The organism is Azospirillum endophyticum, from assembly GCF_016595245.1.
GTDB lineage: Bacteria > Pseudomonadota > Alphaproteobacteria > Azospirillales > Azospirillaceae > Azospirillum > Azospirillum endophyticum.
Genome location: NZ_JAENHM010000015.1, coordinates 34490 through 52134, shown reverse-complemented (window position 1 = coordinate 52134; position 17645 = coordinate 34490). Strand labels below are relative to the sequence as shown.

Annotated in this window: 15 protein-coding genes; 2 read left to right on the top strand and 13 right to left on the bottom strand. The window is 69.1% G+C overall.

Going from position 1 to position 17645, the window contains the following annotated elements; translation table 11 throughout:
* Positions 1-12: 12 nt before the first annotated feature.
* The 13 genes from JHL17_RS04260 to JHL17_RS04200 form a co-directional block, all read right to left on the bottom strand.
* On the bottom strand, positions 13-798 hold the full coding sequence (locus JHL17_RS04260) for a GNAT family N-acetyltransferase (protein WP_200190812.1): 786 nt from the start codon (positions 796-798) through the stop codon (positions 13-15).
* A 28-nt stretch (positions 799-826) separates the two neighbouring features.
* The gene (locus tag JHL17_RS04255) at positions 827-1891 is read right to left on the bottom strand and encodes an ABC transporter substrate-binding protein (RefSeq protein ID WP_200190811.1); all 1065 of its coding nucleotides are present in this window, start codon (positions 1889-1891) and stop codon (positions 827-829) included.
* Positions 1888-4047: an MFS transporter gene (locus tag JHL17_RS04250; RefSeq protein WP_200190810.1), complete on the bottom strand. Its 2160-nt coding sequence runs from the start codon at positions 4045-4047 to the stop codon at positions 1888-1890. Before JHL17_RS04250 ends, JHL17_RS04255 begins: the two co-directional genes overlap by 4 nt.
* A complete protein-coding gene (locus JHL17_RS04245; RefSeq protein ID WP_200190809.1) occupies positions 4044-4811 on the bottom strand; it encodes a hypothetical protein in 768 nt (255 codons plus the stop codon). Before JHL17_RS04245 ends, JHL17_RS04250 begins: the two co-directional genes overlap by 4 nt.
* A gap of 30 nt (positions 4812-4841) precedes the next feature.
* Positions 4842-6176 (bottom strand): type VI secretion system baseplate subunit TssK, encoded by a 1335-nt coding sequence (tssK, locus tag JHL17_RS04240; RefSeq protein ID WP_200190808.1) that lies wholly within the window; start codon positions 6174-6176, stop codon positions 4842-4844.
* A gap of 54 nt (positions 6177-6230) precedes the next feature.
* Complete coding sequence (locus tag JHL17_RS04235) at positions 6231-7499, bottom strand: type VI secretion system-associated FHA domain protein (protein WP_200190807.1); 1269 nt, start codon at positions 7497-7499, stop codon at positions 6231-6233.
* Between the two features lie 4 nt (positions 7500-7503).
* Entirely contained in the window at positions 7504-8073 is a 570-nt protein-coding gene (locus JHL17_RS04230) for a DUF6931 family protein (protein ID WP_247893302.1), read from the bottom strand.
* Positions 8074-8157: 84 nt separating this feature from the next.
* The gene (locus JHL17_RS04225) at positions 8158-10278 is read right to left on the bottom strand and encodes a type VI secretion system Vgr family protein (RefSeq protein WP_200190805.1); all 2121 of its coding nucleotides are present in this window, start codon (positions 10276-10278) and stop codon (positions 8158-8160) included.
* Between the two features lie 136 nt (positions 10279-10414).
* Complete coding sequence (locus tag JHL17_RS04220) at positions 10415-10891, bottom strand: Hcp family type VI secretion system effector (protein ID WP_200190804.1); 477 nt, start codon at positions 10889-10891, stop codon at positions 10415-10417.
* Positions 10892-11025: 134 nt separating this feature from the next.
* Positions 11026-13728, bottom strand: coding sequence for a type VI secretion system ATPase TssH (gene tssH, locus JHL17_RS04215; protein ID WP_200190803.1), 2703 nt, complete (start codon positions 13726-13728; stop codon positions 11026-11028).
* A gap of 201 nt (positions 13729-13929) precedes the next feature.
* Positions 13930-14997, bottom strand: a complete 1068-nt coding sequence (locus tag JHL17_RS04210) for a class I SAM-dependent methyltransferase (RefSeq protein WP_200190802.1) — start codon at positions 14995-14997, stop codon at positions 13930-13932.
* A gap of 4 nt (positions 14998-15001) precedes the next feature.
* Positions 15002-15385 carry a PAAR domain-containing protein gene (locus tag JHL17_RS04205; protein ID WP_200190801.1) on the bottom strand — a complete coding sequence of 128 codons (384 nt, stop codon included), beginning with the start codon at positions 15383-15385 and terminating at the stop codon, positions 15002-15004.
* A 19-nt stretch (positions 15386-15404) separates the two neighbouring features.
* Positions 15405-15677, bottom strand: a complete 273-nt coding sequence (locus JHL17_RS04200; RefSeq protein WP_200190800.1) for a hotdog family protein — start codon at positions 15675-15677, stop codon at positions 15405-15407.
* 277 nt (positions 15678-15954) lie between these two features.
* Here JHL17_RS04200 and tssA point away from each other — a divergent pair, with 277 nt between their 5' ends.
* The gene (tssA, locus tag JHL17_RS04195) at positions 15955-17094 is read left to right on the top strand and encodes a type VI secretion system protein TssA (protein WP_200190799.1); all 1140 of its coding nucleotides are present in this window, start codon (positions 15955-15957) and stop codon (positions 17092-17094) included.
* 44 nt (positions 17095-17138) lie between these two features.
* Positions 17139-17645, top strand: coding sequence for a type VI secretion system contractile sheath small subunit (gene tssB / locus JHL17_RS04190; RefSeq protein WP_200190798.1), 507 nt, complete (start codon positions 17139-17141; stop codon positions 17643-17645).

Sequence of the window (17645 nt, the reverse complement as noted above, 5' to 3'; positions counted from 1 at the left end):
GTCCGCCCCGATTCAGCCCTTTTCACGGCCGCACAGCGCATACCAGCGCAGCGAAGCCCCCTCGCCCACCGCGACGCGGCCCCAGACATGGCCACGCTCGAACACGTCCCAGCGCGACGCCAATTCGTCCACCGCCACCAGCTCGGCGCTGGCGGTGTCGAAGACCGGGTCGACGGTGAAGTCGCGGTGGACCAGCAGCCGCACCAGATCGCCGCCGACCCGGATCAGCCGCTTCGGATGGATGCCGTGCCTGGCCAGATGGCCCCAGCTGCGGTGGTTGCGCGTGCTGACCGTGGTGATCAGGTGCCTGCGGCCCAGCGCCTCCGCCACCTCGATCCGCCAGTCGATCAGCCGGTGGTGCAGGCCGCGCCCGCGTTCCGACGGGTCGACCATGGCGGACGACATGTGCGCCACCCAGGGCAGCTCCGCGTCCGGCAGATCGAGGTCGCGGCCGCGGTTGGGGCAGTCGCCGGACGGCAGGCCGAGGGCGCCATAGGCGACCAGCGTCCCGTCGCGGAAGATGCCGGCGGTCAGGCCGCGGTCGCCCAGATGGTCGGTGACGAAATTTCCGACCTCTCCGGCCATGCGGTAATGGTCGGGATCCTCCAGCGTCGCCACCACGCGGACGCGAAAATCGGCGAGCAGGCTGGAATCGTCCAGATCCATCATGCGGACGGCCAGCCCGTCCGGCAGGTCGGCGGCCAGCGCCCGCAGGCGGACGGCGGCCACCGCGCGCGCGGCGTCGCCGCGCAGGGGGACCGGGGCGAACGGCAGGACGACAGGGGGCGGAACGCTCATAATTCGCCACTCACAATTGATTCGCCACTCACGATTCGATGATTTCCGCGAAGTTCAGCAGGCCGATGGGCGGGTAATATTCGAGCGCCCGCACGGTGGGCATGTTGATGATGACGGAGAATCGCTTCAGCGTTTCCACCGGGATGTCGGCCGGATTGACGCCGTCGAGCAGGATCTGCGCCGCCTTGAAGGCGGTGAAGCGGCCGATGCCGTAGGCGCTGCTCGCCAGGGCCAGCATCGCCTTGTCGGTGCGCACGATCAGCTCCGTCACCGAAAAGGTCGGCAGCCGCAGGCGCAACGCCTCCGCCGCCACGACCGCGCGGTTGTGGAAGGCGATGAAGGTGTCGGGGCCGATATACAGCACCTCCGCCCCGCGCTTGGCCACGCGGCCCAGCGCGTCGGGTACCGCGGCGGAGATCGGCTCGCCGCGGTCGTTCAGCGGCACCGGCTCCTCGATCAGCTCCAGCCCGCGCAGCGCCGACTCCGCCCGCAGCCCCTCGATGGTGAGGACCGAGTTGCGTTCCTGCGGGTTGTAGACGACGCCCAGCCGCTTGATCGGGCGATAGGCCTGGATGGTGTTCAGCTGCACCGCGATCGGCGCGATGTGGATGGTGCCGGTGACGTTGCGCCCCGGCCGGCCGAGATCGGGCACGATCTTCGCGTCCACCGGCGCGGCGACGAAGGTGAAGACGACGGGGATGTCGGTGACGTATTTGCGCGGATCGGCACCGTCGAAGGGTCCGAGGAGGCCGCGGGTCTGCGGCGTGCCCCAGCTGTAGATCAGATCGGGGCGGGTGTCCTTGATCTCTTCGATGATGCCCGGCAGCTTGCCGTTGTCGCCGCCGGTGTTGCGGATGGTGTAGTCGACCTTCAGCCCGCGGCGCGCCAGATAGTCCTTGAAGCCGAACTCGTTGTCGCTCTCGCCACGGCCGAGGACCATGGTGATGCGGAAGGTCCGGTCCGGCACCGCGGCGGCGAGCGCCCGCCCGGCGATCGGCAGGCTCGGCAAGGCAAGGCCGCCGGCGGCGGCAAGCCGCAGCAGCGAGCGCCGGCGAATCTTGAGGAGGTCGTCGTCAAAGAACATCGCGGTCATGCCTCCTGCGGCCGGGATGCCGGGGTGGCCGGCCGGCCGGTGCGGAAGAGAATCCAGAACAGCAGGGCGCTCGCCCCGCACAGCAGGCCGATACCGAGCATCGCCTCGCGGTAGGAGGTGGCGACCGCCACCGCCATCGCGGTGACCGGGCCGAGCGCACCGCCCAGCCGCTCGATCAGCCGGTACCAGCCGATGGCTGCGGTCTCCTGCAAACCGCCCTCGCGGGCGATCTGTGAAACCAGCGTCAGTTGCGGCGCCCCGACCAGCGCCTGGGACAGGCCGAACAGCGCGATGGCCAGCGGCGGCCCCCACAGCGCATCGGTGGCGACGATGGGCAGACAGCTCGCCAGCGTGCCGATGCCGCCGGCGGCGATGAAGCCGCGCCGGGCCTGCCAGCGGTCGGACAGGCTGGCGGCCAGCGGCGACACCAGGATGAAGGCGACGAAATACATCATCTGCACCCGGCCGATCTCGGCCTTGGTGGCGCCGTCGGCGGTCAGCAGAAGCGGGACGAGGCAGAAGAGGAAGGCGGTGGAGGCGATCTTGGTCGGGATCGCGCTCAGCACCATCAGGGCGGAGAAGCGGAGATCGCGGAACAGCGGCAGGGCGCTTCCCATCGCCGGGCGCGGGGCTGCGCCGGCCGGCGGGCGTGCGGCGCCCCGGCCGCGCAGCAGAAGCAGGCTGACCGACAGGCCGGCCCCCAGCGCCAGCGCGGCGCCCAGCAGGAAGGTGGCGCGGAAACCGATCTGGTCGGCGATGATGCCACCGCCGACCGGGCCGCAGACGCCGGCCGCCAGCAGCGCGCCGATGAACATCGCCATGCCGGCGGCACGGTTGCGCGGCGTGCTGTGGTCCACCACGATGCCCTGCGCCGTGATGAGGACCAGACCGTAGCCGAGAGCCGTCAGGCAGCGCCACAGCATCAACTCGAACAGCGACCCGGCCGACGCGGTCAGCGCCAGGCTGACGGAGCCCAGCAGCGCCCCGACGGCGAAGGACCGCGCCCGGCCCCAGCGTTCGGAGAAGCGGGCGCCCCCCGGCTGCGACAGCGCCCAGATCAGCATGAACAGCGTGATCGGCAGGCTGACCACCATGTCGGGCGTCAGCCACGGCACCTCGTCGGCAAAGGACTTGGCATAGGCCGGCAGGAAGGGGCGCGACAGCTCCTCCGACAGGCAGAACAGGAAGACCGGCAAGCGCAGGAAGACGAGGTTCAGCGGCGCCGGTGGCGGCGACGTGGAGGCAGGATCACGGAAGCGGAACCGGCCGGCGAGGGCCGTCAGCCCGGCTTCCGCCCGGTCGACCCGCGGGTCGTCGTTGCCCAGCCGGCGGCGCAGCTCCGCCACCCGGGCGGCAAGCCCGGCATAGCGGGCGTTCACGCCGTCGAGCGCGGCCCGCACGCCTGTTTCCAGCGCACGGTCGTCGGTGGCGGCGGCCGTGGCGGCGGCTTGCCCCGCCGATCCGGAAACGGCCGGCAACGTGGCGCGGAAATCGCCCTCCTCAGCCCGGTCGGCCAGCAGCCGCAGGGTCAGCACCCGCCGCATGGCGAGATTTACGACCAGCTGCAGCACCTCGAAGATCAGCAGGACGGAGACGATGACCACCGACAGAACGTCGAGCGCCAGATCGGTGGAAGCCTTCGCCAGGAAGGCGCTGTCGACGCCGACATGCAGCGCCCCGGCCGGTTCGCCGGCGGCGGCAGCCGCCAGCAGCGGCCTCTCGACATCGATGAAGCCGCGCGCCAGCCGTCCGTCGGCGGGGCCGGTCAGGCGTTCGGCCGGTACGGCGGCGATCCCGGCGAGCGGCTTGCCCGCGGCGGCGACGATATGGCCGACGGGATCGGTCACCGCGATGTAGGCGATGTCGTCGTGGCGCTCCACCTCCGCCGCCAGCAAGGCGTCGAGGCCGGTCATGCGGTTCAGCGGGATCCGCACGCCCAGGCCGCGGTCGATCTGCGCCCCGATCAGGCCGCCGACCGTCTGCGCCTTGCGCGCCAGTTCCGGCTGGAACAGCGGATCGAAACTGCGCAGCGACAGCCAGGACGCCGCTCCGGCCGCCAGAAGCAGGACGGCCACGGTGACGATGGTCAGCCTCAGCACCAGGGCGCTGATCGGGTCGCGCTTCGGCTTCGACACGGCCTTGCCGTCGCGGGTCATGATGCGGCCCCTTTCGGCAGCGGCGACGGGATGCCCAGCGGAGCCATGGCATCCAGTTCCCGCTCGAAATCTTCCATGGCGCGGTCGGCACCAGCGATGCCATGAGTCAGGCGATCGCCCACCAATCCCGCATCACCGCCTTGCCCGGTGGTGCCGGCGGCCAGCCCGCGCCGTCCGCCGCCTTGGCGAACGACGATGAAAACCGCGGCCAGAGTCACCAGCGCGGCAATGGCGACCAGCGCCAGCGTGCCAAGGCGCAGCCCCTCCTGGACCGCCGCGACCCGCGCCCGCAGCCCGGACAGCGACGAGCGCAGGATCACCTCGCCCACGGGCTGGCCGAAGCTGTTGCGCACACCGGTGCCGATGATCAGGACGTCGCCGTCGATCCGCTGGCGCAGGGTAGCGCCGAACTCGTCGGTCCAACGGACCGGGCTGGGATGGCCGACGACGTTGCGGTCGGCGGCGAACAGCACGATGCCGCGGTCGTCGACCACCTCGACGCCGAGGATCTCCCCGCCCGAGGCGGCGCGCTCGGCCTGAGCCTGCAGATCGACCAGTTCGGACAGGTCCAGCCCCAGAGTCAGGCCGTATTCGACCCGGCGCCGCATCTCGTCCGCCACCACGGTCAGGCGGGAGGCGGTGACCTCGCGCAGCTTCTGTTCGAACTTCAGCCCGGAGAGGGCGACCGACAGAAGCACGGCCGTCGCCACCGTCGCGGCGATGACGGCGCCCGTGCGCAGGGCCAACACCCCGCCGAGCCTCATCGCTCCCCTACCCGGTCAAATGGTGATGCGTCAGCCACGGATCGCCCAAAGCTCCATAGACACCTGGGGGAAGTCACCAGCCAGATGAACCGCGATTCCGCCGGACGTTGCAAGCTGTTTCCAAATCGGGCTACCGCGTTCGAGTTCGAAATACACGGCACCGGCATGATAGGGCAGTTGGCGGGGGGCAACAGGGAGGGGTCTTACCCGGATACCGGGCAGCTGCACATTCACCAACTCACGAATTTGTTCGACCGGTCCGATCTTCACCAGGGCCGGGAAATTGCGGCGCAGGGCCTCGCCCGGCATCTCCGCCCGCACCGCCAGCACGAAGGTCGCCGTGGTGATGAGCGAGCGGTCGGCGATGGTCCCGACGCGGATGCCGTATTTGCGTTCCTGGAGGTCGATCGGGATGGCGGTCTGTTCCAGCACCGCGCTGAGCGACCGGCGGATTTCCGCCATCACCGGTTCCAGCGTGCCCTGGAGGTCGTCGTGCCGGTAGGGCGGGAAGGCGGGCGGGCGCTTGTTGATCGCGGTGAAGGTGGACAGCTCGCCCGCCAGCGACAGCATCATGCCGTGCAGCCGTTCCGGATGGATGTCGGGCATGCGGGCGATGTTGGCGAACAGCGGCTCCGAACGGTTGGCGACCTGAAGCATCAGGAAATCGGCCATCTCGCCGGCGCCGCGCCCGTTGGACCCGGCGACACGGGCGGCCAGCGCCTCGGACCGGCTGCTCAGCAGGCCCTGGATTTCGGTGACGAAGCCGGCCAGCGGCGCCAGCGCCTGGACGTTCAGGGCCGGCGGGATGTAGCGCTCGTCCAGCGTGGCGCGGCGGTCGGACCGCACCTCCTGGATGCGGGCGAGGCCGAGGCAGTGGTAGCCGGCGCGCTCCTGCCGTTCCAGCCGGTAGCGCAGGCGGAGGCGGCCGGTGCGGATGCGCGACACGCTGGCCGATCCGGCGACGGCATCGACCGTCTCGGTCTCCTCGCCGACATAGCGGGTGGCGGCGTCGGCGCTCTCGCCGACCTCGAACTCCACGCCGCCGCGCTGGCGCGTCGGCAAGGCCAGATAAACGATGCTGTTCGCCAGCGTCTCCGGCAGGTCGAGCGGCGGCGGCGGATCGTCGTCGTCGGGGATGTTGATCGGCGTGCCGTCCTCCAGGATCCCCTTGCAGCGCAGCACGGCGAACTTGCCGACGGCGAGAAGCTCGCGGTTGATCGTCAGCTCGCTGATGCCCCAGGCGAAGGGACGGATGCCGGCGACCCGGCCACGCACCAGCCGTTCGAGGTAACGGTCCTGCTGCTGGAAATGCTGAGCCCGCAGGAACATGCCCTCGGACCAGATGACCTTGTCGTCCCAACTCATGGGCGCTTTTCCTCTTGCAGGCTGGTGGTCGTTGCCATGGGTCGTCGTCTTCCGTCAGCCGCCGAGCGCGTGACGGTGGATCGGCAGCAGCCGGCGATAGAGCGCGGCCAGCCGCGTGCCGCCGTCGGCCATCTCCCCCGTCAGTTCGCGCACCGCGGCCAGCAGGGCCGATTGGTGGGCGGCGGCGTCCGCGGCGGCGGCCTGCAGCAGCGCCTCGGCCTCGGCCACCGGCAGGTCGCGCAGGCGGGCCAGCGCATCGTCGGCGTCGGCGGCACGGAGCAGGATCGAGTCGCCCAGCGCCAGAGTCTCTTCCGGATCGAGGCCGAGCATCGCCTCCAGCGCCGTCTGGCGCCGGACCAGCGACAGCACGACGTCGGCCAGCGTGCGGGCCAGGGGGTCGGTCGCAGGCGGCACGGACGGCGCCGGGCGTGCTCCGAAGGCGGGGGGAACCAGCGGCTCGTCGGCCCAGTCGTCGGGCGGCAGGATGGGCGCGGCGGCCTGTCCGGGCGGCGGAGCCGAAGCCTGGAACGGAGAGGCCGGGGCCGGTGTCTGGTGGGCCGGCGCCAGGGGGACCGGCGTCAGGTCGGCCGGGTCGTCCAGCCAATCGTCCGGGATCCCGGTGGCGCCATTGCCGGCACCCATGCCCGCGCCGGTCTCGCGACCGAAGCCGCCTTGCTCGGTCGCCACACGGATGGTGCCCAGGCTGCCGGGGGAGAAATCGGGCTGCGCCGAGCCCGGCCAGTCGTCGTCGCGGCCATAGCCATCGCCGCGCGCCGCGGTCGGTTCCCAGCCGCCGGCCGGCTTGCCGCCCCACGGATCGCCGGTTCGGGACGGCTCCCCGAACAGATCCTCGTCGTCCGGGATCGGCATCACCGACATGGGGCCGCGGTTGAAGGCCGGAAGGCCGAAGGGATCGTCGCCCTCCGCGGCGTCCACCGGCCGCGACGGGGCGTCGGAGCCGCGCAGCACCGCCAGGAACGGGTCGTTGGCGGCTGGCGCCTCTTCCGCGGCGAAGCCGGCGCGCATGACGAAGCCGCCCATCCGCAGCCGGTCGCCCTCCCCCACCACCGCGGAATTGCCGCGGCCGATCGGGGTCGGCGCGTCGTTCAGGAAGACGCCGTTGGTCGAGCTGTCGATGACGACGTAGACGCCGCCCTTGAACTCCACCATGCAGTGGACCTTGGACAGCGCGCGCTCCGTGTCGTTCAGCACCCAGTCGCAATCGGGGCCGCGGCCGATGACCAGCCGGCCGGTTCCGAGGTCGCGGACGATATCGCCGCCCTGGGCGGGCGGGCATTGGATCAGGGTCAGGCGCATCTTCATCGGGTCACGTCCCTGCCTTGCCGCTGCCGCCGTTGGCGATGTCCAGAGCCTGGGCCAGGGACGCGCGGTAGCGGGCCTTGACCTCCTTCGGCACCGCGGCGGCGGCGATCAGCACCGCGGCGGCGGCCGCCGTCCCGGTCAGCCCGTCGCCCGGCGGCACCACCACCGCCGCGTCGGGCGGGGCGAGGCTGCCGCCCGACCAGAAGGCGGCCATGGCGGCATAGGCGCAGGCGGTCTCGAAATTCATCGCCTCGGCCGGCGCGAAGCAGGCGCGGCGGTTCTCCTCGGTCGGACGATAGACCCAGGCCTCCGCCGCCTGCAGCGCCGCACCGTCGGACGGGGCGGGCTCGGGCGGCAACGCGCCGCGGGCGGACAGGCAGCTCCACCACACGGCTTCGCGCCGCGGCAGGGCCATGCCCAGCAGACGGATCGCGTCCACATACAGCTCGGCGTCGATCAGCGCCTTCAGGAAGGCTGACGTCGGAGCATTCGGCGCGAACAGCGCCTTCGCCTCGTCCGACAGATCCAGCCCCGCGACCGCTTCGGCCGCGCGGGCGAAGCGCAACTTCGGCAACAACCCGATGTCCACCGTCCCAACCCCACTGTGAAGACCGCCCCAGTTTGGACGGCATTTCGTCAATTGATGGTTACCATTTCGTCAATTGATGGTGACCACGCCGCCTTTGACCTGGACCATCGCGTCGCCGTTCACCTGGGTCATCGCGCCCTTGATCTGAACCTGGGCGTCGCCGGTCACCTTGACCATCGTGCCCTTGATGGTGACGCCGGTCGGGTCGATCTTGATGCTGTTGCCCCCGACCTTGAGTTCGATGGAGGTTGCCGCCTCCATCGTGATCTTTCCGCCGCCCGTCTTGACCGAGATATCGCCCATGCCGAGCTTCAGCGCATAATCGCCCTGGCTGACGTCGATCGACATGTCGCCCTGGGAGACCTTGAGGCTGTCGTTGCCCTGCCCGACCGTGACCGACCGGTTGCCCTTGCTGACGGTGTGGCTGTCGTTGCCCTTGCTGACGGTGACGGTGCGGTTGCCCTCCCCCACCGTCAGGGTCTGGTTGCCCTTCGTCACGTCGTGGGTGTCGTCGCCCATCGACACGGTGACGGTGCGGGTGCCCTTGGAGATGGTGACCTTTTCGTTGCCTTCCGAAACCGTCTCGGTCCGGTCGTTCTTGATGGTGATGGTCTGGTCGTGGTCGACGGTCAGCTTGTCGTCGTTCTCCACCATCCGGGTGAAGTCCTTCTGGGCGTGGAAGTAGATCTCTTCCGCGTCCTTCTTGTCCTCGAAGCGCAGCTCGTTGAAGGTCGTCGCGTCGCCGCCCTTGCTGGAGCGGGTCTTGATGCCGCTCTGCGTCTTGTTGTCGGGCAGCGCGTAGGGCGGCATGTTCTCGGCGTTGTAGACGCAGCCGACGATCAGCGGCCGGTCGGGGTCGCCGCCGATGTAGTCGACCAGCACCTCCATGCCGACGCGCGGGGTGAAGATCGTGCCCCAGGTCTTGCCGGCCATGGTCTGGGCGACGCGCAGCCAGACGAAGCTCTTCTCGTCGTCGGTGCCCTTGCGGTCCCAGTGGAACTGCACCCGGACCCTGCCATACTTGTCGCAGTAGATCTCCTCGCCGCTGGGACCGACCACCGTCGCGGTGTCCGGCCCATGGGTGCGCGGACGGGTCACGGGCGGCGGGCGGAACACGACGGCATCGGGGATGGCGGCGAAGCGGCAGGAGAGGGAGGGGGGAGCACCGGTATTGCCGAGATGGCTCTGGTCCTGGGCGCTCAGCGTCAGTTCGGTCAGGACATAGCCCATGCCGACCTCCGCTGCCACGGCATGAGAGGTCATGGCGATCTTGCCGCCGGAGAACAGGCCGCGATAGGTGGCGCTGCCCTCCACCCGCTCGTAGCCGGTCTCCGTCTCCTCCATGCGCAGGCGGGAGAGGTTGGTGCCGTCGGCCTTGACCATATGGCCGCCGGGATACTCGAACATCTCGTGCGGCTTGAAGGCGGGGACGCTGAGCACCGTCGTCGTGCTGGCGGTCAGGTCGGTGCTCGGCGTCTCGAAATTATAGTCCTTCAGCGTCCATTTGCCGGACACGTAGGATCGGGAATGCGACCAGCCGTCGACGGAGAGCGTGTTGCCCTGCGACGCCGCGGCGTGGATGAGGTCCTTGTCCAGGCAGTCGGTGTAGCCCGACGCCGAATCGCTCAGCACCAGCGTGTGCTTGCCGGCCTCGTGCTGGAAATAGAAATAGATGCCCTCGTCCTGAAGCAGGCGGGCGATGAAGGCGAAATGCGTTTCGCGGTACTGGACGCAGACCGGCCGGGCATTGTGGGTGCCGGAAAGTCCCTGCTTCTTCACCTCGGTCACGCCGCAGTCCGACAGCATGGCGTCGACGATCTGGACGACGCTCTTCTCCTGGAAGACCTGGCAGTCGGAGCGCAGAGTGGCCAGCCACAGGGTCGGCACGATCTCGGCGGTGTAGTGGCGATAGCCGCGGATCGCCAGCGGCCCGGCGGCGAAGCTGCTCACGATGCCGTTCACGACGCGGGGGGCGCCGCCCTTGCGCGCGATGGACAGCGTCAGCGATTTCCCCAGGATGTCGCCCGGCGCGATGTCCATCTCCGAGGAGATCATGGTGATGGTGTAGCGGAACAGGCGCGACAGCCCTTCCTCACCCTCGACGGCCACCGGGATCAGCACGTCCGCGCCCAACGGCGAGGTCAGCGACAGAAGCCGGCCGGTCTGCGAGATGGCGGGCGCATCCGACATGCGGGCTTGGTCCTATATGTGGGAAGGTTGCTGACGTGGAAGGGCATCGCCTCTTCCCGACCCTCCCCCGCTCTCGGCCGACCGAAGGTCGGTCCGATCGCGGGAGAGGGGGAAGGGGCGATGCCCGGTCCCGAACTTAGGCGCTCTTGGTCGTCGACAGGTCGTAGGAGACCGAGATCGGCGTGCCGGCCTTGTTTTTGTCGTCGTAGGGGATGAACTTGTACTCCATCTTGGTGAAGCTGATGGAGATCGACTCCGACGGACGGTCACCGCCCGACGACATCGAGTAGGCCGAGACCAGGGCGTTGGTCAGGGTGTACTCGGCATAGGTGTTGCCCGGGCTGCCGGTGGTGACGAGGTGGATCTGCACCTTCTTGCCGCTGGCGCCGGTGCAGGACTCGACGAAGAACTTCGGCGAGGAGCTGTCCATCAGCTTGGTGATGGTCACTTCCGACACCGACGGCTCCGACGCCTCGCGGTTGGCCGTCGAACCCGACGGGGTGCTGATGGCGCGGCCGACGCCCCACTGCAGCGAACCGACGTCGAGCCACTTCTTGTGGGTCTCGTGGGTGGCCTCGCCGTCGATGCCCTCGTACTTGATGTAGATCGCCATGGTTGTCTCCTCGCTGGATTAAGGGGTCGGTCTCAACGGGTTAAGCGTGAGCTGTACCGTATGGTTACGAAAGAATTGAGGCGGCGGCTGTGACGGGCGTCACCGCCCGTCTTTTTTTCCTCCGCCCCAAGGCGTCAGGCGATGTCGTAGACGAAGCGGTCTTCGCCATCGACCGAGACGTGGACGCGGGTGATCGGCTCGCCATCGCCCATGCGGGCGAGGATGCGGGACGACATCTCCGGCAGAAGGGTGCGGCTGAGGATGGTCTCGATGTTGCGGGCGCCGCTGGAGACCTCCTGGCACCGGTTGACGATGCTCTGGACCAGATCGTCGGAATAGGAGAAGACGGCCTTGTAGTTCTGCGCCACCCGCTTGGAGATGCGGTTCAGCTGCAGGCCGACGATCTTCTTCAGGTTCTCGTCCGACAGCTGGAAGTACGGCACCACCGTGCAGCGGCCGAGGAAGGCCGGCTTGAAGCTCTTCTGCAGTTCCGGATGCAGCGCCTCCAGCAGGCCCTCGGCGTCGGGCGCGGTCTCCGGATCGGCGCACAGCTTGTGGATCAGGTCGGTGCCGGCGTTCGACGTCATGATGATGACGGTGTTCTTGAAGTCGATGTCGCGGCCTTCGCCGTCCTTGATTGTGCCCTTGTCGAACACCTGGAAGAAGATGTCCTGCACGCCGGGATGGGCCTTCTCCAGCTCGTCCAGCAGGACGACGCTGTAGGGCCGGCGGCGCACCGCCTCGGTCAGGACGCCGCCTTCGCCGAAGCCGACATAGCCGGGAGGAGATCCCAGCAGGAGGGAGACCTTATGCTCCTCCTTGTACTCGGTCATGTTGATGGTGGTGACGTTCTGCTCGCCGCCGTAGATCAGGTCGGCCAGCGTCAGCGCCGTCTCGGTCTTGCCGACGCCGGACGTGCCGACCATCAGGAAGACGCCGATCGGCTTGCGCGGGTCGGTCAGCTTGGCCCGGCTGGTCCACATCGCCTGGGCGATGGCCTCCAGCGCATGGTCCTGGCCGATGATCCGCTCCTTCATGCGGTCGGCGAGCGACAGGATGGTCTTGATCTCGTTGGAGACCATGCGGCCGACCGGCACGCCGGTCCAGTTGGCGACCACCTCGGCCACCGCCTGCCCGTCCACCGCGACCTTGACCAGCGGATCCTCGCCCTGCAGCGCGGTCAGCTCGCCGGTCAGCGCGCTCAGCTTGGCGTTCAGCGCCTCGGCATCGAGCGGCTCGGCCCCCTGCGGGCCGGCGGGAGCCGCGCCGTCCGCCGCCGGCGCCTTGCCCTGCTCATGGGCGGCGACCAGCTGGTCGCGGGTCTCGTTGATGGCGCCGACCAGCTCCAGCTCCTTGGTCCAGCGCGTCTCCAGCGCCTCCAGCTCGGTCCGGGTGGCGGCGATCCTGTCCTTCAGCGCGGCGAGCAGCTCGGCATGGTCGATGCCGATGGCCTCCTCGCGCTCCAGGATCGCGACCTCGGTCTCGGTCAGCTGGATGGTGCGGCGGCGGTCCTCGACGGCCGGCGGGGTCGCGGTCTGGCTCATCGCCACGCGGGCGCAGGCGGTGTCGAGCAGGCTGACCGCCTTGTCGGGCAGCTGGCGCGCCGGGATGTAGCGGCTGGACAGGCGGACCGATTCGATCAGCCCCTCCGTCACGATGCGGACCTTGTGGTGCTTCTCCAGGGTGGCGGTCAGGCCGCGCATCATGTCGATGGCGACCGGCTCGGCCGGCTCCTCCACCTTCACCACCTGGAAGCGGCGGGTCAGCGCCGGGTCCTTCTCGAAGTACTTCTTGTATTCGGCCCAGGTGGTGGCGGCGATGGTGCGCATCTCGCCGCGCGCCAGGGCCGGCTTCAGCAGGTTGGCGGCGTCGTTCTGCCCGGCCTGCCCGCCGGCGCCGATCAAGGTGTGCGCCTCGTCGATGAACATGATGATGGGCTGGGTGGAGCCCTTCACCTCGTCGATCACCCCCTTCAGCCGGTTCTCGAACTCGCCCTTCATGCCGGCGCCGGCCTGGAGCAGGCCGAGGTCGAGCGACAGCAGGCGGACGTTGCGCAGGTCCGGCGGCACGTCGCCGGTGGCGATGCGCAGCGCGAAGCCTTCCACCACCGCCGTCTTGCCGACGCCGGCCTCGCCGGTCAGGATCGGGTTGTTCTGGCGGCGGCGGGTCAGCACGTCGATGATCTGGCGGATCTCGGCGTCGCGGCCGAGCACCGGGTCGATCTTGCCGTTCTTGGCGCGGTCGGTCAGGTCGATGGTGTACTGGTCGAGGTTGGGGGTGGCCCCGCCGGCCTTCGGCGCACCGCCGGCCGGAGCGGCCGCGCCGCCGCCGGCCGCCGCCACCGGGGCGCTGGTCCGCGCTTCCGCCGTGTCGGCGACGATCTTGGGCAGGTCGCGGCGCAGCGTGTCCGGGGTGATCCTGGCGAATTGGCCCGACATGTCGCGCGCCTGGGCCGACAGCGATTCGTCGGACAGCAGCGCCACGAGCAGATGGCCGGAGCGCACCGCCCCCTCGCCATATTGCAGGGACGCCAGCACCCAGGCCTCGCGCATCAGCTGGACGAGGTTGGGCGACAGGGCGGGAGCGCGGCTGTTGCCGGTCTTCAGCTTGTCCAGCACCCGGGTCAGGTCGGCCGACAGGCGGCCGGCATCGATCTCGTAGACGCGCAGGATGGCGGAGATGTCACCGTCGGCGGCGCCGATCAGCTGGAGAAGCCAGTGCTCGATCTCGCAATTGTAATGCGTGCGCGACAGCGTCTGGCCGGCCGCAGCCTCCAGCGACCGCCGGCACAGAGGATTCAGCCGGGAAATCATGCTCTGCAGATCGACCGCAACCATAGCTCCACCCCCTTCGTGTGACTTTCGTATCTTCAATCGTTACGGGCAGAGCACCCGGAACGCCTGCTCAACCCATCTGATCGGCACATCCGGCCGGCCGGTTCGTCCTGCGGCTGCAAGTCGAACTGTGGCCAAGCCATTTGGAAAAATCCACTGCAATGCTTCGCAGAAGGAACGATACAGCGTCTTTTCTTTCCCGCATCATGCGCGCAGCGTGACAAGATGCGTGCTGTACTGCATGCGGGCCCGATCATGCATCCGGACCGTCCACGGGATGTCCAGCGGTTCGCCCTCGGCGTGCAGGCGCTCGACCGATTGCGGATGCGCCCCCGGCGTCAGCAGGCGCGCCAGCACCGCCTCGCAGCGGCCGGCATCGTCGCCGCGCTGGGAATGGCCGCCGAGCCAGGCCTCCACCGGCGTCGCCTGGGTCGACCAGTCGAAGGGAGTCGCCAGCAGGGCGCCGCCCCCGTCCGCCACCGCGCCGTCGACCGCTTGGAGCAGTGCCGGCGGCGAGGCCACGCAGTCCAGCACGTTCATCGCCGCGACCAGCGCGAAACCATGCGGGGCGAAGGGCGGGAACAGCGCGTCGCCGATCCAGAAATCGACCCGCTCCGCCCCAGCGAAGCGGGCCTCGATTCGCTGCCGGTCGTAGGCGATGCCGGACCGCCGCAGCGGGAACACCGCCTCGCCCCGCTCCATCACGCGGCGGGCCAGCATCAGCAGCGGCCAATGCATGTCGAGCCCGACGACGAGGCCGCCGGTCCGCTCCGCCAGTTCGAAGCTGGTCCGCCCGGCACCGCAGCCGAGATCGAGCACCGGACCGGGCGGCAACGCGCCCAGCCGTTCCAGCCCGGCTTCGAGGCAGCGCACCACCGACCCCGCCTGTCCCGGCGGCGTCGCCGGGTCGAGGTCGGCGTAATGGTCCCAGCCATAGCTGGACAAATGCTGCCGCGTGGCGTTGAAGGCGCTGTCGGGACCGAAGCCGTCGCCCAGCACCCCTTCCATCGCCGCGGGCAGGTCGGCGCGCAGGGTCAGCAGATGGCCGTTGGCCGCCATCCAGCCGCGCAGGTCGGGCACCAGGACCGGCACGCCGTCGACGATGGGATACTCCATCGCGCAAGCCGCGTCGCCGCACACCAGCGTTCCCCAGCGCACCGAGCCCCCGGCCTCTTCCTCGACGAACCCGAGCGCCAGCGGTACTGCGGTGCCGCGGGTGGCGAGGCAGCGCGGGCAGACCGGGCGAAGGCGTTCGAAATGGCCGAGGCGCATGCGGTCAGCCGCCGATGATGACGGTTGGGCAGCCGGGCGGCAGCACCTTGCCGACCGGCGCGGGGATCGGGGCGACGCAGCTGGTGTGCGCGGTCATGTCGTTGATCCGGGCCGCCGGCAGGCTGTTGATCAGCACCGTCGCCGATCCCTGGGAGATCATGCCCGGACCGGCGGGGACACAGCCGGGCAGGACGCAGGGCGCCGACATGTCGGTCAGCCGTGCCGCCGGCATCTTGCCGATCAGCACTGTCGGGCTGCCCAGGATGATCGCCAGCGGCAGGCCGGGATGAGGCGCCGGCGCCGGAACCAGGGCCGGCGGGTGGATCGGGGCGTGGCAGTGCGGCGTGTCCTGCTTGATCAGGTCGCCGAGGCGGGCGGCGGGCGGCATGCTTCGCGTCTCCTGCCGGTCAGAACGACGAATTTCCGGCGGCCACCGGGCCGCCGGACGGGAAGGGCGACGGCACGCCCGGCTGCTGCGGCAGAACCGGACGGCCGGCGCGGAAAATCATCCGCGACACCACCGTCTCGCCATCCTCCGCATAGAAGACGCAAGGCCCTTCCAGCATGCCCGCGGCGATGCCGACCCGCGCGACCAGGCGGCCGGCGGCATCGCGCTTTTCCACCGGCACGGGCACCGCGGCGGGGCTGCGGCGGTCGGGAGGAATGGCGTCAGGAGTCATCGCGCAAGGGATCCCGGAGAACTTCGGTCCGACGTCAGACCGGCAGCATTCATCCGTAATTGCGTTTCGTCAAGCGCATTGGGTTAGTCCGGTCGCTGGTTTGTTACGCGACTGCAATATTTCGTTCGGCTGTACCGGACATGACGAATAGCCTTGTCGAACCGTCGTAAGTAACGCTATCAATTTCCCGGCTCGAACGCTTACTCCCAAATCGTCGGCAGCGCCGCCGATCGGTTCTGACTTCCCTCATACGAATGCGGAAAGGGTGTTCTCCTTCATGCCGACACCGCAGATTTTCGATATTGAAGAACTGCTGCAACCGATCGAGGGAGAAGCCGAAACCGGTATCGACCTCCGCGAGAATGCCTCGGCGGACTACTATACGGTCAAGGATGCCCGCAGCGCCGCCCGCGCTGCCGAACGCTCCATGGATGTGGAGGACGACGCCGGCGGGCTTCTGCCGGAATGGCGCACCATCCTCGACGTCAGCCCGAAGATCCTCCGCACCCAGGCCAAGGACCTGGAGGTCACCGCCTGGTACATCGAGGCGCTTCTGCGGGCCGAAGGCTATGCCGGCCTGCGCGACGGCTTCGCCCTGGCGCGCGGCCTGGTCGAACGTTACTGGGACACCCTGTACCCGGCCCCGGACGAGGACGGCATCGCCACCCGCGTCGGCCCGCTGACCGGCCTGAACGGCGAATCCGCCGACGGCACGCTGATCCAGCCGATCCGCAAGGTTCCGCTGACGATGGGCGACATGGCCTATTCGCTCTGGCAATACGAACAGGCGATCGAGCTGTCGAAGATCACCGACGAGGCGCGCCGCCAGGCACGCATCGACAACGGCGCCCTGACCTGGGAACAGTTCGAGCAGAGCGTGCGCGAAACCCCGGCGTCGGAGTTCAAGACGCTGCTGGAGGACATCCAGGGCGCCATCGACGAGTTCGAGGCGCTCGGCAAGATCCTCTACGACAAGGCGGGCTACGACTCGCCGCCGGCCGGCAACATCCGCAACGTGCTGAACGCGGCGCTGGATGCCGTGAACTATGCCGCGCGCGACCGGCTGGCGACGCTGGGCGGCGACGAGCCGGCCGCGGCGGCCGACACCGCGTCCGGCTCGACCGAGCTCGTCGCGACCGGCGGCGGTTCGGTGGCCGCGACGGCGAAGGTCCAGGCCAGCGGGGCTGTGACAACGCGCGAGGAGGCCTTCAAGGTCCTCTTGCAGGTCGCCGATTTTTTCCGCAAGACAGAACCGCATTCGCCGATCTCCTACACGTTGGAGGAGGTGGTGCGGCGCGGCCGCATGTCCTTGCAGGAACTCTTGCAGGAACTCATCACCGACGAGGAAATCCGTCGGCAGTTCTTCATCGCGTCCGGCGCCAAGGCGCCGCCGCCAGCCGAACAATCCGGGTATTGACGATCATCGCCTATCCTACGGCGTGAGCAGGGAGGTCCGATCACATGGCGAGTATCCACCAGAAGCTGGATCGCGTGCGTAAGCCCCGCGTCCACATCACCTACGACGTCGAGACCGAAGGCGCGACCGTCGTCAAGGAGCTGCCCTTCGTCGTCGGCGTGCTCGGCGACTTCTCGGGCGATCCGACCGAGCCGCTGAAGCCGCTGAAGGACCGCAAGTTCATTCAGATCGACCGCGACAACTTCAACGACGTCATGGCCCGCATGACGCCCGGCCTGAAGATGAAGGTGGACAACACCCTGGCCGACGACGGCACCCAGCTGTCGGTCGACCTCGCCTTCAAGTCGATGGAGGATTTCGAGCCGGGCCGCGTCGTCCAGCAGGTCGAGCCGCTGCGCAAGCTGCTGGAGACCCGCAACCAGCTGCGCGACCTGCTGAGCAAGGCCGACCGCTCGGAAGAGCTGGAGGGCCTGCTGGAGCGCGTCCTGCAGAACACCGACGAGCTGAAGGCGCTGAGCGGCGAGCTCGACACCGAGAAGAAGGAGGGTTGA

Excerpts from the sequence above, each read along its gene's own strand:
- JHL17_RS04205 (WP_200190801.1), bottom strand. The coding sequence starts at position 15,385 with ATGCCGCCCGCCGCCCGCCTCGGCGACCTGATCAAGCAGGACACGCCG.
- JHL17_RS04225 (WP_200190805.1), bottom strand. The coding sequence starts at position 10,278 with ATGTCGGATGCGCCCGCCATCTCGCAGACCGGCCGGCTTCTGTCGCTG.
- tssK (WP_200190808.1), bottom strand. The coding sequence starts at position 6,176 with ATGAGTTGGGACGACAAGGTCATCTGGTCCGAGGGCATGTTCCTGCGG.
- JHL17_RS04200 (WP_200190800.1), bottom strand. The coding sequence starts at position 15,677 with ATGACTCCTGACGCCATTCCTCCCGACCGCCGCAGCCCCGCCGCGGTG.
- JHL17_RS04260 (WP_200190812.1), bottom strand. The coding sequence starts at position 798 with ATGAGCGTTCCGCCCCCTGTCGTCCTGCCGTTCGCCCCGGTCCCCCTG.
- JHL17_RS04235 (WP_200190807.1), bottom strand. The coding sequence starts at position 7,499 with ATGAAGATGCGCCTGACCCTGATCCAATGCCCGCCCGCCCAGGGCGGC.
- JHL17_RS04210 (WP_200190802.1), bottom strand. The coding sequence starts at position 14,997 with ATGCGCCTCGGCCATTTCGAACGCCTTCGCCCGGTCTGCCCGCGCTGC.
- JHL17_RS04220 (WP_200190804.1), bottom strand. The coding sequence starts at position 10,891 with ATGGCGATCTACATCAAGTACGAGGGCATCGACGGCGAGGCCACCCAC.
- tssH (WP_200190803.1), bottom strand. The coding sequence starts at position 13,728 with ATGGTTGCGGTCGATCTGCAGAGCATGATTTCCCGGCTGAATCCTCTG.
- tssA (WP_200190799.1), top strand. The coding sequence starts at position 15,955 with ATGCCGACACCGCAGATTTTCGATATTGAAGAACTGCTGCAACCGATC.
- JHL17_RS04250 (WP_200190810.1), bottom strand. The coding sequence starts at position 4,047 with ATGACCCGCGACGGCAAGGCCGTGTCGAAGCCGAAGCGCGACCCGATC.
- tssB (WP_200190798.1), top strand. The coding sequence starts at position 17,139 with ATGGCGAGTATCCACCAGAAGCTGGATCGCGTGCGTAAGCCCCGCGTC.
- JHL17_RS04245 (WP_200190809.1), bottom strand. The coding sequence starts at position 4,811 with ATGAGGCTCGGCGGGGTGTTGGCCCTGCGCACGGGCGCCGTCATCGCC.
- JHL17_RS04255 (WP_200190811.1), bottom strand. The coding sequence starts at position 1,891 with ATGACCGCGATGTTCTTTGACGACGACCTCCTCAAGATTCGCCGGCGC.